10 protein-coding genes are annotated in these 15,448 nt (G+C 56.7%); 3 read left to right on the forward strand and 7 right to left on the reverse strand.

The genetic code is table 11. From position 1 onward, the window contains the following. Nucleotides 1–17: 17 nt before the first annotated feature. Complete coding sequence (locus EGT74_RS15700) at nt 18–2,288, reverse strand: tetratricopeptide repeat protein (RefSeq protein ID WP_123847530.1); 2,271 nt, start codon at nt 2,286–2,288, stop codon at nt 18–20. A gap of 160 nt (nt 2,289–2,448) precedes the next feature. On the opposite strand from EGT74_RS15700, the gene EGT74_RS15705 reads away from it, so the two are divergent. Then, nucleotides 2,449–3,165 carry a hypothetical protein gene (locus EGT74_RS15705; RefSeq protein WP_123847531.1) on the forward strand — a complete coding sequence of 239 codons (717 nt, stop codon included), beginning with the start codon at nt 2,449–2,451 and terminating at the stop codon, nt 3,163–3,165. Between the two features lie 117 nt (nt 3,166–3,282). On the opposite strand, the gene EGT74_RS15710 is transcribed toward EGT74_RS15705, so the two are convergent. From EGT74_RS15710 to EGT74_RS15730, 5 genes are all read right to left on the reverse strand, one after another. Continuing rightward, nucleotides 3,283–6,066 carry a T9SS type A sorting domain-containing protein gene (locus tag EGT74_RS15710; protein ID WP_123847532.1) on the reverse strand — a complete coding sequence of 928 codons (2,784 nt, stop codon included), beginning with the start codon at nt 6,064–6,066 and terminating at the stop codon, nt 3,283–3,285. A gap of 87 nt (nt 6,067–6,153) precedes the next feature. After that, nucleotides 6,154–8,448, reverse strand: a complete 2,295-nt coding sequence (locus EGT74_RS15715; protein WP_123847533.1) for a WG repeat-containing protein — start codon at nt 8,446–8,448, stop codon at nt 6,154–6,156. Then, nucleotides 8,445–10,670, reverse strand: a complete 2,226-nt coding sequence (locus EGT74_RS15720; protein WP_123847534.1) for a WG repeat-containing protein — start codon at nt 10,668–10,670, stop codon at nt 8,445–8,447. Before EGT74_RS15720 ends, EGT74_RS15715 begins: the two co-directional genes overlap by 4 nt. A gap of 43 nt (nt 10,671–10,713) precedes the next feature. Continuing rightward, a complete protein-coding gene (locus EGT74_RS15725) occupies nt 10,714–10,995 on the reverse strand; it encodes an RNA recognition motif domain-containing protein (RefSeq protein ID WP_123847535.1) in 282 nt (93 codons plus the stop codon). Between the two features lie 25 nt (nt 10,996–11,020). Beyond that, nucleotides 11,021–11,761 (reverse strand): acyl-CoA desaturase, encoded by a 741-nt coding sequence (locus tag EGT74_RS15730; RefSeq protein WP_123847536.1) that lies wholly within the window; start codon nt 11,759–11,761, stop codon nt 11,021–11,023. 263 nt (nt 11,762–12,024) lie between these two features. On the opposite strand from EGT74_RS15730, the gene EGT74_RS15735 reads away from it, so the two are divergent. Both EGT74_RS15735 and EGT74_RS15740 read left to right on the forward strand, forming a co-directional pair. Beyond that, nucleotides 12,025–12,435 (forward strand): response regulator, encoded by a 411-nt coding sequence (locus tag EGT74_RS15735; protein ID WP_123847537.1) that lies wholly within the window; start codon nt 12,025–12,027, stop codon nt 12,433–12,435. Between the two features lie 71 nt (nt 12,436–12,506). Further along, entirely contained in the window at nt 12,507–13,799 is a 1,293-nt protein-coding gene (locus EGT74_RS15740) for a DEAD/DEAH box helicase (RefSeq protein WP_123847538.1), read from the forward strand. Between the two features lie 44 nt (nt 13,800–13,843). Here the strand turns inward: EGT74_RS15740 and EGT74_RS15745 are convergent, their stop codons facing one another. After that, nucleotides 13,844–15,448: an IPT/TIG domain-containing protein gene (locus EGT74_RS15745; RefSeq protein ID WP_158618174.1), complete on the reverse strand. Its 1,605-nt coding sequence runs from the start codon at nt 15,446–15,448 to the stop codon at nt 13,844–13,846.

A 15,448-nucleotide genomic window follows, 5' to 3' on the forward strand; every position in this document is an offset into this window, starting at 1 on the left:
TTTTTTGTACCTGTTCCTTAAAACAGGTTCCACCATGGCTTCCATTCCTTCAGCTTCTCCGCCGCCATGGGGTGTGCGGGATATTTGCGGATGATCAGTTTCAGTTGCTGCATCGCCTCTTTCAGCCGGCCCTCCTGCTTATAGGCATGCGCCAGCAGGTAACAGTAACCGGCGATGGATTCGTTCCAGATCCAGTTATTGCGGGTGGCGATGTGCATGCTTTTGGACAGGCGCTCAACGGCGGTCGGATAATCGCCGCGCTCCATCGCCACATCGCCCATATAACCGTGGAGGAAATGAAAATCATAATCCACGCTCGCAGGGTTGCGCTCGGTGAACTGCTCGCATTGCAGCAGGTCGTCCCAGGTTTTCTGCAGATGCCCCAGCGCACGGTTGGCTTTCGCGCGGAAGAAATAGGTTTTGACATAATCTTCTATATCGAGCGGGCCGGGCTCGCCGATAGAGAGGCGGCTGGTGGCGCTGCCGGCGCAGTGCTCGTATTGCCCGTTCTGGAAATAGAGCTGCATCAGGTTGAAATAGGCATTGGCGTCGTCCGGGAATTCTTCGAGGTGTTTTTCCATCATGCCGATGCGCGCCGCCAGGTCGTCGGTTTCGCCTTTCATCAGGCCGCGTGATGTTTTGATGCTGTTCACCACGGCCGTTACGCGTTCGCGCTCATCGTCCGGCAGCTGTTCGATGGCTGCTTCCATACCGCTGTCGTACACCTCCATAAAACGCTCGTACCAATGCAGCGCCCGCTGATGGTCGTGCAGGTTGCCGCCGCAGATGTAGATCAGGCGGTTGTAGATGCTGGCGGCCTGGTACGGGTCGAGCCCGTCGCCGAATTTTTCCAGCACTTCGCCCAGGTCGGTCACTGCGGGCTCAAACTGCCCTGCCTCGCAATGCGCCATGGCCCTGGCGTTGAGCTGTTCCCAGAACGGCACCAGGTTGTATCCGGTGGTATATATGTCGATGGCCGCATCATACGCGCCGAGGTCGTGCAGGGTCAGCCCGTAGTTCATGCAGCACATGGAAAAATGCAGCATGTGATGGGCGGTGCCGTTACCGCCGTTTTCGAACCAATAGGCCTTGTATTGCGCGATGGCTTTGGCGTACAGGAATTTATTCAGCACCAGGTGCTGTTCCCTGGCGGCGGGAGAAGCCGTTTCCCATTCGGAAGAAACAGCGGCAGACAGGTACCAGTCGTACGGGAAATAATATTCCGAATCCGGCCAGTTGTCCGGGAAGGCGCCTTCCAGTTTGTATTTGGCATAACACCAGCGCGCAATCGCCATGGGATGAGGGTTGTCGGTGGCGATGGCTTTTTCGAGGTAAGGCATGGCTTCTGCAAACTGCTGTACTTCGAAAAAAGTCTTGCCGGTATATTGCGCGAAATATTTTTCTTCCGGGAATTGCTGCATCATTTTTTTGCCGAGCGAAATCTGTTCCAGCACCACATCTTCCTCCTCCACGTCGAACATCACGGAAGGCACGCCGGCGGTGGCTTTACAATACATGACGGCCACATCCGGATTGTCCGGATGGGCGGCATAGGCTTCTTTCACCTGTTGCAGGAGGCTGCCGAAGGCGTCGTCCACCTGGCCCAGCACTACCGGCAGCACGTCCATCAGCTGTTCCGCCAACTCATAGGCGCCCATTTCGAGGGCAAGCGCGGCGGCCGTAATGTATTCACGTTTATAGGGCGAATGGCGGAATGCTTCGCGGTAGCTGTCGAGCGCGGCTTCGGGCTCGGCGAGGTGCTGCTGTTGAATTTCACCGATATTGTACCACATGCCGGCAGCTATTTCGTTGCGTTGTGCCGGTTCATCGGGAAAGGTCTGACCCGCCATGTCGATGATGGTGCGGAGATCGGCGATGGCCGCATCGTGCAGCCCGTCGCGCAGGTAAGCGGTGCTGCGCCATTGCATGTAACGCAGCCGGGAAACGTCGTCGCCGCTTTCGAGGAGCCGCTCGAGATCGGCCATTACGGCGTCTTCGCGGCCGGTGATATATTGGCTGCAGGCCCCGGTGTAGGCGCGGTATTCCAGCGCCTCGCGGTGCCCGCTGTTGGCGGCCAGCGCCTCGCTGAACCCTTCGTAGGCCTTGTTGATGAGCTCGGCGGCCTGTTCTTCGCTGTCTGGACGCAGGGAGCATTCAAATAAACTTCTTGCTTTCAGGTACAGGGCATCGGCGTCGGCCGGGTGAGTTTCCAGGTAGGTCTCGGCAGCACGGAGGGCGGCTTCGTAGGCGCCCTGCTCCAGTAAACTTTCAATATCCTTGATGGTCATGTCGGGTTCGATAACATTAACGGTTACACTTCAAATTTAATCACTTTGCACCACCCGGCAACTAAATTTGCGTGTTCAGCAGCCGTTGCAGGCATTTCAGCGGCAAACGGGCAGAAAAAGACGGCCGCGGCATATAGTATTGCAGGCTAATCCTGAAAATATGCAACAGATTATCCAGACACTCGAAATGCGCAAGGAACAGCTGCGCCGTTCCGCCCTGTGCGCTATGATCGCCGACAACTCCCTGCCCCCCGAATCACGCCTGAGCTTTACCCCTGTGATGCTGTTTTTTGTAATGGGTTTCAAAGACATCCTCCACACCCTCCAGGATGAAAAAAGCACCGACCCCATGCAGCAAAGCGTTAACATCCATTGTGAAGAAGATTCCTTTCACTGGCAATGGTACCTCAAAGACCTCGAGCGCCTCAGCCACGGTAAAAATTTCCTGAACCTCCCGCGGGCAAAAGCGTTCGAACTGGTATGGACGGACGAATACCGCCCCGTGCGCAACGTGGTGTATGAAAGCATCCATCTCGCACGGCTTTACTTCACGCCGTTTTATAAACTGGTGATGATCGAGGCGCTGGAAGCCACTTTCGAATGTTTTAACGAACCGGTGTTCCAGCTGGTGCACGACATGGGCAAAGCCGACGAGCTGGAATATTTCGGACAGCTGCACGCCCATTCGGAGGCCAATCACGCCATGGAAAAAACCAGCGAGGACCACGAAAGCGCGGCTTACAACAACTATCACCCCAGCGAGCACGAATCACGCACGGCGGTGCATATCATCCACCGCGTGTTCGATGCTTTCGAGAAGGTGTTCGACTGCTGGCAGCAGGCTGCCGTGCAACAAAACAACAAAATACCGGCATAAAAAGAGGCTGTATCAAAATCTGATACAGCCTCTTTTTTTCAGGCTGCCCGACGGAGTCAATTATCCGTTCATGCAGCTCCCGGGGCCGGTATTTGTTTTTGAGACGCCCTTTTCGTTTTAAAGTTTCAGGATACCCCTCACCGTTTTGTCCGTTCCATCCGTGACGTGCAGGAGATACAGATCGTGCCGCAACGCCGAGAGGTTCAGTGAAACGTAGGTATCCGCCTGCCCCTGCGGGATAATGGCGTAGGCCACCTGGTTGCCCGCCCGGTCGAATACCCGGAAGGTATAGGTCGCCTCCTTTTTGCTTTGCAGCTGCACCGTTAACGGGCCGCGCGTGGGATTGGGATATACTTTGATATCGATGGGATCTTTGATGACGCCCGGGCCCAGCACAAGGATGCTCTGATCCGCAGAAGCCGTATCATAGTTTTCATTTCCTGCCTGCGTGGCGCGCACCATCACCAGCCCTTCTTCGGTGAGTTTGATCTGGTTGTCCGTAATGATCCCGCCGCCGGACACGACCGAATACGTGACTGGCCATCCTGTGGATGCGGTAGCGCTCAGGGTCGCCGTTTGATGTTTCAGCCGCGGCGCGATCACGGGGAAAGTCACCGTTTGCGCGGCTTTGCTGACGTGAATGGTAATCTCCGCGGTAGCGGGAAAATACTGTTCGTTGCCAGCCTGCGAAGCGCGCACCACTACATCTCCCGCACCGCTGAACACGAGCGTGGAATCCACGAATGCGGCCGGCCCGCTGATCACTTCCATGGTAACGGGCAAACCCGCGTTGCTGCCGGCCAGCAGTTCAAAAGGCTCGTCGCCGTAAGTAATGGGCGGCACTTCGTTGAAGGTGATGCTTTGCAAACGCCGCTCCCACAGTTCCCATTCGGAAAACTGCGTGCCGGAATGCCCGTTGTTGGCGGTGATTTGCAGGCGGTAATACTGGAATGCCGTGGTATTGGTATCGAGCGGGAACGAGCGCGTGAGCCGCCGGCTGTCGAAAGCCTGGTTCAGCTGGCTGTCGAGCACCGCCCAGGTGCTGCCGTCGTTAGAGCCGAGCAGTTTCCAGTTTTTGGGATCGCGCTCCGGCACATCGTTTCCGGAGGTGATGGTGTACCGGCTGAGGATAGCCTTGCGGGGCGCTATATACTCCACCCAGAGCGCCTTGCGGCCGCTGGCGTAATATTTTGTGGTGATGAGGTTATCGATCAGGCTCGTGAAATTTTCAGACGGTTTGGCGGTGTTGGGATACTGCCCGTTGATGATGCCGCCGTTATCGGTGATATCGAAGGAATTCAGCGTATCGGTATCGAAATAAGGCACCTTCGGTTCCGCTGCGATACGGCGCGTTTGCGCCAGCAGGCTGTCCCAGATGCGCCCGGCGCGCTGTTCCGGCGTGGTGATGTTATTCACCGCCGCTTCGCCGAGCCGTTCCTGCAGCTGCGCCAGGTAAAGGCTGCGCGGGAGCACATGCGCGCCCCAGCTCTCCCAGTACCCTGCCCCGTTCCGGGCTTTGCCCACCGCGCCGATGCCCCAGTTGAGGCCGCCGATGGGGCTTTCCACCTTCACATCGCTCGTATAGGAATACACGTTCCAGAACATCGTTTGCACGCCCGCCCAGCCATGGCCGCTGCCGGAAGCGCCGCGGTTCTGCACGCGGATCTGCCCGCCGTACACGTTGTCGTACAGCTGGCCGGTAGACCAGCGGTGGTGAGGCCCGATGTCCGCGCGGGTATTGTCCGACAAACAATCGAGGAACACGTTGGGACCGGGCACTTTGGAACCGCTCACAAGATCGTGGCGGCCGCCCCAGGTTTTACAGCGCTGGTAGAGGTTGCTGGTGGAATTGCCTTCGAGGTTGAAGGAATATTTCCGGCCGCCGGTGGTTTGCGATTTCGGATCGATCATCGCGCAATCCTGCACGGTGATGAAGCGGCTCTGCCCGGAAATGCTCGCGGCGCCGTAACCGAAGTACTTGGCGATCACATCGCGCATCCAGCAGTTTTCGGCGCGGGTGAATACCACGGCAATCCAGCCATGGCTCTCGTCGTCGTTGTTGAGAAAATACGATTCGATGCGCAGGTTCTCCACGCCGCTTTCCTGTATGCGGCCGGTTATGTTGGATTTGAACACCTCGCCGCCGCCGAAGGCCGTTTCGATAGGGTCTACAACCGGGATGTCGATGGTGATGCTGTTGCCGCTGACCGCCACTACTTCGCGCTCGTAGGTAGTTTTGTAACCGCTGGCCGTCCAGCCGTACTGGCGCATTTGCAGCGTATCGATCCAGAGATCGTTGGGCGTTTTCTGCACCACGATTTTGTTACCGGGCTGGAAGGTGTGACCGGCAGCCACGGCGAACGTTTTGGCGCCGGTGCCTACAAACGGGGTGGTGATGCGCACTTTGCTGCCCGCCACTTCACCGTAACCGCTACCGGTGCCCTGTACGTACAGGAAGTTGTGATTCGTTTTCTGTGTGGCGATGAGCACGGTGCCTTCGCGGCCATTGCCTTCACCGCGTAACACCACGCCGTTGGCGCGGATGCGCAGCTGCCCGTCTACCGGGTACACGCCTGCTTTCAGCAGCAGGGCGCCGCGGAAACCGCTGGCATCGGGCGGAAGGGCGCTCACCCGGTCGATGGCCGCCTGGATGTGGGCCTGGTTGTTGCCTTCAACGGGCGCAATGCTGTCCACCACCGGAATGAAGGGCAGCGACACACCGCCGCCGCGGTAACCGGCGTTGGAGAAATCGGGCACCTGGTTGTCTGCATTGGTCTGGCCCTGGTTGGCGTATTTCAGATACACCAGCTGCCCGTTCTGGACAGACACCATCTGGGCACGGGCATGAAATACGAACAGGCATAAGAGTGCCAGTAGAAAGGGGGTAGATTTAGCTTTCATAAGTGGAATTTTGTTCTACCTAATTAACCACCTTTTCCCCACATTTCGTTATAGCAAATTACCTTTCTGTAATCCGATTTTCGCTTCTTACCATGCGTACGCACCCGTATCACCGATGGTGGTGACCTTGACTGGCAGCGGCTGCCCGTTGGCGCGGATGTACTCAAACGTACCGTCTTTTTTGCACAGCAGCGGCCAGCTGAATGTGAAGGTGCCGGCGTACCGGTTGATGGAAGCCGGCACGATATCGTCGTACTCACAGGGCACCGCCAGCCGGCCGTCTGCCAGCGCCATGCCGAAGCGGCGGTTCTGGCTGACGATGAAACCTTGCCCGGCCTCATCAAACAGCACGTTGTCATACACCGGCTCCAGCAGCACCCGGCCGCGCAGGTCGGCCACGCCGAGACGCACTTCGCCTTCGGCATTGTTGCGCCGCAGCAGCAGGTAGCGGCCGCGCTGGTAGTCGATGTCGTAAGCGGATCCGCTGTAGTCGTATTGCAGGGGAACGATCAGTTTGCCGGTGCTGTCGGCAACGCCATATTTGTCCCCTTTGCCGAGCAGGCACAGGCCGTGCTGCAGGTCCACCGCAAAATCGTATTCCAGCGGAAGCAGCACCTTGCCGCCCGCGCCGATCATGCCGGCTTTGTGGTTTTTTGTCACCAGCGCGGCGCCGCCGTCGAATCCCCCGATGTAACCGTACACCGGGGTGATGGCGGACCGGGTGCGGAGGTCGTACAGGTAGTTGCCTTCCGTTTGGCCGATTTGCAGCGTATGGGCGTCCACGATAATGACGGACGCCGTATCCGGCAGGGAGAAAATGTTTTTGGTGAAAATGTTCATCACAGCGCGCTGATCGCCTTTACCTAGCAGCAGGAGCGAATCGCTGATCACCCGCATATCGTCGTAGGCAACCGGCAGCACCACGGCCCCGGCGGTATCGATGATGCCGTAGCGGATATCGTCGTCCGATTCTTTCGACACCCGCAGCAGGGCGGTATTGGCCGGCCCCCTGCTGATGGAATGGTATTCCGCCGGTGTGACGCGCCGGCCGGCCCCATTAAACAGCCCGTATAATGAGCCTTTGCGTACCACCACAAGGCGGGCGCCGTCGTTGCCGGCGAGGCCGGTGAATTCTTCGTCGAACTGCGGCGGCACGATCTCCCGGCCGTCCGGATCCAGCAACCCGTTCCAGCCGTCTTTCACCACTTTCAGGCAGCTTTTCAGCCAGTCGCTGCCATAAAACACTTCGTTCACTTCCTCGTATGCGGGCGGCACCACGCGGCCCGTGGCGGCGTAATAAACGCCATACCGGCCGTTTTTCCGGAACGCGGCCGCCCCGGCATCGCGGAGGATTCGCAGGTCGGTGCAGCCCTGCGGCAACTGGCTTTTACCGGTTGCGCTCAGGAGTACATCGAGGCCGTCCTTCTGGGTGCGGAACAGGCTGTCGAACACCGTCGTAAAAAACTCCGTATACGTTGGCTGGATGAGAATGCGGCCGGTTGTATCCGCCAGGCCCCAGCGGCCGTTCCGCTGAATGCTCACATAACCGGTAACGGCGGCGAAATCCGGGTCGGGGCTGGCAATATCTTCGTACACGGGCGGCAGCACTTCCACGCCCGCCCCATTGATCATGCCCATGCCCTTTTGATCACCGCGGTACACCATCATGCCGTTACCCAGCACTTCGCCGGCCGGGTATTCCTTGCCGGTGCCGAGATGCAGCACTACGTTTTTTTTATTGCGCGTGAAGGCGGTCACCCATTCGTCGCTGCGCATGCGGTAATGATCATGGTCGTACACGAACGGCGCCAGTTGTTGCCGGTTAAAACCGATCACGCCCCATTTGCCGTTCTTCTTCGCCAGCACGTAATCCCCTTTACGGCCGCAGCCGCCGCAGTAGTCGAATCCTTCGTACTCCGCGGGTATCGCAAATTGTTCGGACTCCGAATCATAGATGCCCCAGCGGCCGTTCTGTTTCACGTCGAAATACCGGCCGTCGAGATACCCCGCTTCCTGGAAGCTGAGCGGCAGGAGGAGTTTGCCGGTAGAGTCGGCCCAGCTTTGCCGGCCGTCTTTCGAGACTTTCCAGATGTCGCCCCACTGGATATCGATCGTGTCGTATTCCGCCTGCAGCAGCCATTCGCCGCGGCGGCCCGTGATACCATAGCGGGCTCCTTTCTGCACCAGCTGTTTACCGGCGTTGTTACCGGTGAGCGGGGTGGCCGCATCAAATGCCTTATTCCCCAGCGTATCCATGTACCAGCTTTGCGCGCCCTGCGTAATGCGGGCGTAACCGTTCACAAATACGGTCCCGCTGTTGTCCTGCTGTGCAGCGACGGTCATGGGTATCAACAAAAAAGAAAAGAGAGAAAATCGTTTCATCGTTCCAGCATTTTTTGAGCGGTAACCGGCAGCAGTTGCCCGTTTTCGTTAAAGTAGCGCACGGTGTTGCCCTGCTTCACCATGACCGGCCAGCCTTTGGCATCATAGCCGTAATTCAGTTCAAGATCGTCGTATTCGGCGGGGATAAGTATTTTTCCTGTACGCGTGGCGAGGCCCTTTTTGGCGCCTTTCACCAGCATAAGCCCATTGATGGAAAGATTCGGGGCGATGTATGCATACACCGGCTGCAGCACGATGCGGCCGGTACTGTCTGCGAGGCCGGTCAGTTTTTCTTTCACGATCAGGAAATAACCCGGGCTGCTTTCCGTGATGCGGTCGTATTCCACCGGCAGCAACAGTTGGCCGCGACGGTCCATCAGGCCGGTTTTATCGTCGAGGGTTACTATTTTGTATGGCTTGGGCGGGGAGCCGGCATGCCGCACATCGTCCCACTGTACCGGGATGATTTCTTTTCCCGTGCTGTCGATAAACCCGATTTTTCTGCCTTTGTAGGCAACGGCCAGGCCATTGTAAAACGGGCTTACGTCCGTGTATCCTTCGAAGCGCACTTCCTGCCCGTCGCGGGTGATGAACAGGTTCGTTTCCCGGTAATCGCCGGCTTTCATGAGGCCGGCGTAAAAAAACGACGAATCGCCGATGTTGTTCTTCGCTTTGTTGTATTCCCAGTTTTTCAGATCATACAGCACTTTACCGTCCAGATCGGTCAGGCGCGTGCCGTTTTCGCCGGCTTCCACGATGCGATCGGGCGCCACCATGTAATAGTACCGGCGGTAGGCGGGTGGACGGATGATTTTCCCGTCCGCCGCCGCGATGGTGGTGGTGTCGCCGTTCTTCAGTTCCAGCAGGCCGTTGGATTCCCAGCGCAGGCTTTCATAGCGCACGGGCACGATGGTTTCGCCATCGAGGCCGATCAGGCCGTTGCGATCGCCGTTGATAGCGCGTACCATGGCGGAAGCGGCCGGCCGCGCCGCATCCGTGGCGTAATAGGTGAATCCCCTGTTGGCGTCGGTGGCCGGTATCAGCTCATCGTACAGCGCCGGGATCAACTCCTTCCCTTCCTGGCTGAACAGCGCGGTTTTACCGCCCTTTTGGGCGAACACATACGCGCGGCCGTTGAGCGTTTCCACTCCCACCGCGGTGTAATTCAGCGGCAGCAAAGGTTTCCCGTTCCAGGCCAGGAGACCGTACTTCCCCTGTTTTGTCACCACGTACGCGCGGAAGGTGTCTTTCAGTATGACTTTCTCAGCATAGTTGAGTATTTCGCGGCCGAGGGCGTCGGTAGTTTTTATCCCGTCGTATTCCAGGGGAACGATCTCGCGGCCGCTCTTATCCGTTACACCATACCTGCCGTTGAGCGACACCACTGCCTGACCGTTGGTGAACCGGCCGATGTCGGTATATTTTGCAGGGATCGACAGTTCGCCCGCCGGGCCGAGGAGGCCGGTTTTGCCGCCCAGTTTGGCGCGCACCACGCTGTCGTCGTAAGCATACACGAGGGATTCATACACCTGTTTACCGAGCGCATTGCCCTGCAAATCCATCATGCCCGCCTTGCCGTTCCCTTCATAAATGACGGTGCCCGGGTAGGCGGCGAAGATCATATCGTACCTGGCAGGGACAATGAGGTGGCCGTTTTGGTGGAGCAGGCCTTTCCGTTCGCCCTGTTCGATGTAGAACACCTCGGGGCTTACGTAACTCCGGGAGAGGCGGCCGGGTGAAGGATGCACGCTCCCGTCCGCCAGGCTTATCCAGCCGTACTGGCTGCCGCGTTTAAATGCCACGGCGCCGGCGCTGAGCGCGGTGATCTCGTCATATACCGGTTTTGCCCGCACCTGTCCGGTGCTGTCGGCAACGCCGGTTTTGCCGTTCTTTTTCAGGATCAGAAAGTGAAAGTCGTAGTCCTCGTCCACTTCATCGTATTCAAACGGGAGCATCACTTTACCGCCGGCATCGATGGCGCCGGCGAAGCCTGCTTTGCGCGCGATGTTGCCGCCGTTGCGGAGGCGGCTGAGCGGTTTATCCACCACGATGTTGCCTGAGCTGTGCAGGAATATTTTCCGGCCCTGGAGTACTGCGGGGGCAAACGCCCCGTCGAAGCGGCCGGCGGATTCGAGGGTTAATGAGGCCTGCTGCGCGTGGGTTTCCCGGAACGGGAGGATTAACAGGGCGCATACGGGCAGGTATAAACGAAAAAACTGCATAGTGCAAATTTAAGCACTATGCAGCAATTATAAACACGGCCGTTTAATATCTGAAGTTCCGGTTGTTCGTGAACGGCTTTTCAGAACGCTCCTTTGCGATGGCTACGCTAAGCGCCCTCCCGTCAATGATTTTACCGTTCAGTTCGTCGATGGCTGCTTTGCCTTCGGTGTCGCTGGACATTTCAACGAATGCGAACCCGCGTGATGCGCCGGTATATCGATCGATAATTACTTTGCATGAAGTCACTGCTCCGAAAGGTGCAAACAGGGTCTGCAGATCTTCGTCTTTCATATAATTCATGAGGTTAGATACATAAATGTTCATCTTGTATGATTTAAGTGTGAGAAAACTAATTGGCCTGCGCAACCCGCGGGATCCTGACGATCCGCAGCCAGCTCAGGAATTTGATGGCATAATACACCGGGTCTATTTCGTATTTCCGGATACCGAAATTCGGGGACGAGGGGTGTTTATGGTGATTGTTATGATACGACTCGCCCAGCATGAGCACGTCGGTGCACAACAGGTTAACGGAAGTATTTTTCAGCCGGAAATTCACGTAACCGTATTTGTGCGCGAACCAGTTGATGATGGCCCCGTGCACTGCGCCCATGGCGATAACGATGGGCAGGAGAATCCACAGGTACCATGCCGACGCGAAAAACACGAACAGCAGTGCGTAGGCTGCCACCCAGAGGAGGCGGCTGTAGCCGGAGCTGGCAAACCGGTCGAACGACCGCCAGTCGGGCAGGTTTTTGGTGAATTTTTCCTCCACGGCCATCTTGTTATGGAATATGCTGCGATAGAAGAGGCTGGTGCGCCACATCATCGCAAATACGTTTTTTGAGTAAGAAGGAGAATGCGGATCCAGCTCGGTATCTGTATAAGCATGGTGCATGCGGTGCATGATCGCGTAGGCGCGCGGGCTCATATAAGAAGAGCCCTGTGTGATGTATGCCACTATATAGAAAAATCTTTCCCAGAAACGGTTCATTTCAAAAGCCCCGTGAGAAGCATATCTGTGTTGCAGAAAGGTTTGAGAAAATAAAGACAGATACCATAAGGCAATAAAAAAAATGATGATAAACATGTGCAAGTGATCAGGTGAAAAATCGAAACGGGTAATAAATCGGCAAAGGGGAGACCAGATTGTAGAACCGGAAGAGGTGCCGTGGCAGCAACTAACAGCAGAATAAAGTAGTATCGACTTCTTATTACACTGGAAAGGTACGCTTTTCCATGTTAAGAAAATCACAAATAGGCGTTTTCTCCCTTACGGCTGTTGGCTGGTTACGGGAAATTTTTTAACTTTAAAACCCCGGTTTTCTAATCAAAATTCAAATCATATCTGCCATGAAACCCAGAGTTATACTCATTATTGATGACGATAACGACGACAGGGAGTTTCTGAAAGAAGCCATCTCCGAGTATGACCGGCATATCATCTTTCAGGAATTTAAAAACGGCGCGGAAGCCGTTGCCGCCCTGGAGAATCAGGCTACAGCAATACCCGATGTCATTTTTCTCGATCTGAACATGCCCCTGATGAACGGCAGGCAGTGCCTGCAGTGCCTTCGCGACATGCAGCACCTCAGCGGCACCCCCGTCGTGATCTACACCACCTCCCTCCACCCCGGCCCTTCCGGGGAGCTGGCCGGCCCCGGGAACGTGCATTTCCTGAGCAAACCCAGCCGTATGGCCGAGCTCCGCAATTCCGTCAGGAATATCCTGAACCAGAACTGGCACCTGATCGATCAATTATAATAAGGGCAGACATTCTGACCTAAAACCGTTATCTTTACACATTACCTATATTAAAAAAAAGTATATTTACCTTGTATTTTGATGAATTTGATTTCGACGACGATCTGCTGGATGGTATAGACGCAATGGGGTATACTACCGCCACCCCGGTTCAGGAACAGGTGATCCCCATCATTTTATCCGGCAGGGATTTGATAGCATCCGCACAAACGGGCACAGGCAAAACAGCCGCTTTTTTGCTGCCCACGATGCAGAACCTGCTCACCCATACCCACGACGCACACCAGATCAACTCCATGATAATTGTGCCCACCCGCGAGCTTGCCGTGCAGATTGCACAAACGCTCGAAGGGATGAGCTATTTTACCAATATCAGCTCCATTGCCGTTTACGGCGGGGGCGACGGCGCGTCTTTCGCCGTGGAGAAAAAAGCCCTCTCGACAGGGGCGGACATTGTGATTTGCACTCCCGGCCGCATGATCGCCCATCTCAACATGGGTTATGTGAAGCTCCAGGGGCTCAAATACCTGGTGCTGGATGAGGCCGACCGGATGCTCGACATGGGTTTTCATGACGATATTGAAAAGATCATTTCGTTCCTGCCCAAAGAGCGGCAAACCCTCCTGTTCTCGGCTACCATGCCGGACAAGATGCGTAAACTCGCCATGAAGATCCTGAAAGATCCCGCGCAGGTCAACATCGCCATTTCCAAACCGCCTGAGAAAATCAAGCAGGAAGCGTTTGTGGTGAATGAAGACCAGAAGGTGCCGCTGGTGAAACACATCCTCAGCAGCCGTAAAACGGAAAGCGTGATCGTGTTCTGCTCCCGCAAACAAAGTGTGAAGCAGCTCACCGCCGTGCTGAAACGCGCCAAATTCTCCGTGGAGGAAATCCATTCCGACCTGGAGCAGGACAAACGAGAGCAGGCGCTGCTCGACTTCCGCAACCACAAACTGAACGTGCTGGTGGCCACAGACATTCTGAGCCGCGGCATCGACATAGAAGACATTGACCTGGTGATCAACTTCGACGTACCCAACGACGGGGAAGATTACGTACACCGCATCGGGCGTACCGCCAGGGCCGCTTCAGACGGCACGGCCTACACCTTCATCGCTCCCAAGGAGCAGCACCGCTTCGCCCGTATCGAGCAGCTGCTGGGCCATGAAGTGACCAAAGCGCCCGTACCCGAAGAACTGGGGCCTGCCCCCGCATACCAGCCCAAAACCCGCAAAGGCGGAGGAGGCGGTGGCGGTGGCCAGCACGGCGGAGGTGGCGGCAAACGCCACAAACCCGGCGGCGGTAAAAAAAGAAATCATCACCCGGAAAGAACGAACCGCCCGGAACGAAAAAACAAGCCGTAAGCATTGCTTACGGCTTGTTTTTTTATGTATGCCGCTTGTGCGGCTTATTGATATTTCATCTTCACGATCCGGTTCGCCGAGCGGAAATCGAACTGTGTGAAACTGCCCACCATCAGCGCGGCTTTCTGGCCTACCATGGGTATCACCTGTTCCACAAAACCGTTGGTGATGCCCCCATTGGAGTTGTAAGACTTATGCACGGCGCCTTCCGCCGTCAATACCACGAAGTTGTTGCGGCTCACGCCGGCAAACTTGCGGAAAATACCTGCCACCAGGAGCTCTCCGCCCGGCAGCCGGTTGATTTTCAGGGCATACCCGTCGGCGCCATCCCCTACATTAAAAGTGGGATCGATCGCGCCGTTGGCTTCCAGCCGCACCAGGCCGATCGCCTTTGCGCCGTTAAAGCGGGTAAACCGGCCTGCGCAGATGATCTTGCCGTCCGGCTGCACCAGCATGTCAAAAATCACCAGGTCCGCGCCCGAGCCGGGATTAAAGGATTGATCCAGCGTACCGTCCGGGTTGAGGCGGGCGATATGCGGCGCCGGCTGGCCGCCATAGGTGGTGAAGTTACCCGCGATCAGCAACTTGTCGTCCGGCAACAGTACGGCACTGCTGATGGGCGCATTGACAGTCACTTTGCCCTGGTGATTGGCCAGGTCGTAGTGGTACGACGAGTCCAGTTCCCCGTCCGGATGCAGGCGGGCAATCTGGAACACCGCCGTGGAGTCGAGATGCATCGAATCGGTTTTCAGTTCAACCGTCTGCAGTTTGTAGTTCGGCTTCACGTAGAACTTGAAATCGCCCACGACCATTATTTTTCCGTCTTTCTGTAAAAATATCTCGCGAACGCCACCCCTGAAACCGCCTGCCAGGGCAGACGTGGCTACCGTGGCGCCGGAAGGCCGGAGTACAGACACGTTGTCCACTCCCCCGTTGGTGTTCACCTTGGCGATGCAGTGCACGTTCGTCACCTGGTCGTAGCCGGAGAAGCTGCCGCCTATCAGGTACTTTTTTTCGTCGGGCAGATAAACCATCGGCCGGATGTACCCGCCGGTGGGCCCGAGATTCTCCCCGTAAGTATAGGTACGGTCCAGCGTACCGTCTGCATTGATGCGCGCAAGGCGGTTCACGCCGCCTTTGATTGCGGAGTTGTCGTATTCGGTGAAGCTGCCGGCGATCATGTACTTGTCTCCCGGCACGGGCATCACGTTCAGGATTTGCCCATTGGCTCCCCTGAAACCGGGGTACACCGTATCCATCTGCAAGGGGCCGAGCACCGGGAAAAAGGGCCCGTAATAGAATTCCTGCCCTACCTGTGCGGACACCGCGCCGGTGCTGCCCAGTTCCGGTATACGCACTTTCACCGTGCTGTCGGTTACAGACACGATGGTGCCTGCCGTGCCGCCGAACTGAATAACCAGCCTGTCTTTCACCGCCAGGAAACCTTTTCCCTTGATGGTAATTTCATCGTTGGCGAAACCTTTCCCCGGCGTGAGCGCGCGTTCTTCTGCAAAGCTGATGGCAGGCAGTACGGGCTCCCCGTAGGGGCTTCCGCCGTCGCTGTTCACCGATTCCTTCTGGCAGGCGGCCAGCAGCGCCACAGCGGCGATGCTTCCTATAAAACCTTTGTGGATCGTTCTTCTCATCAT

The sequence above is a fragment of the Chitinophaga lutea genome (genome assembly GCF_003813775.1).
GTDB lineage: Bacteria > Bacteroidota > Bacteroidia > Chitinophagales > Chitinophagaceae > Chitinophaga > Chitinophaga lutea.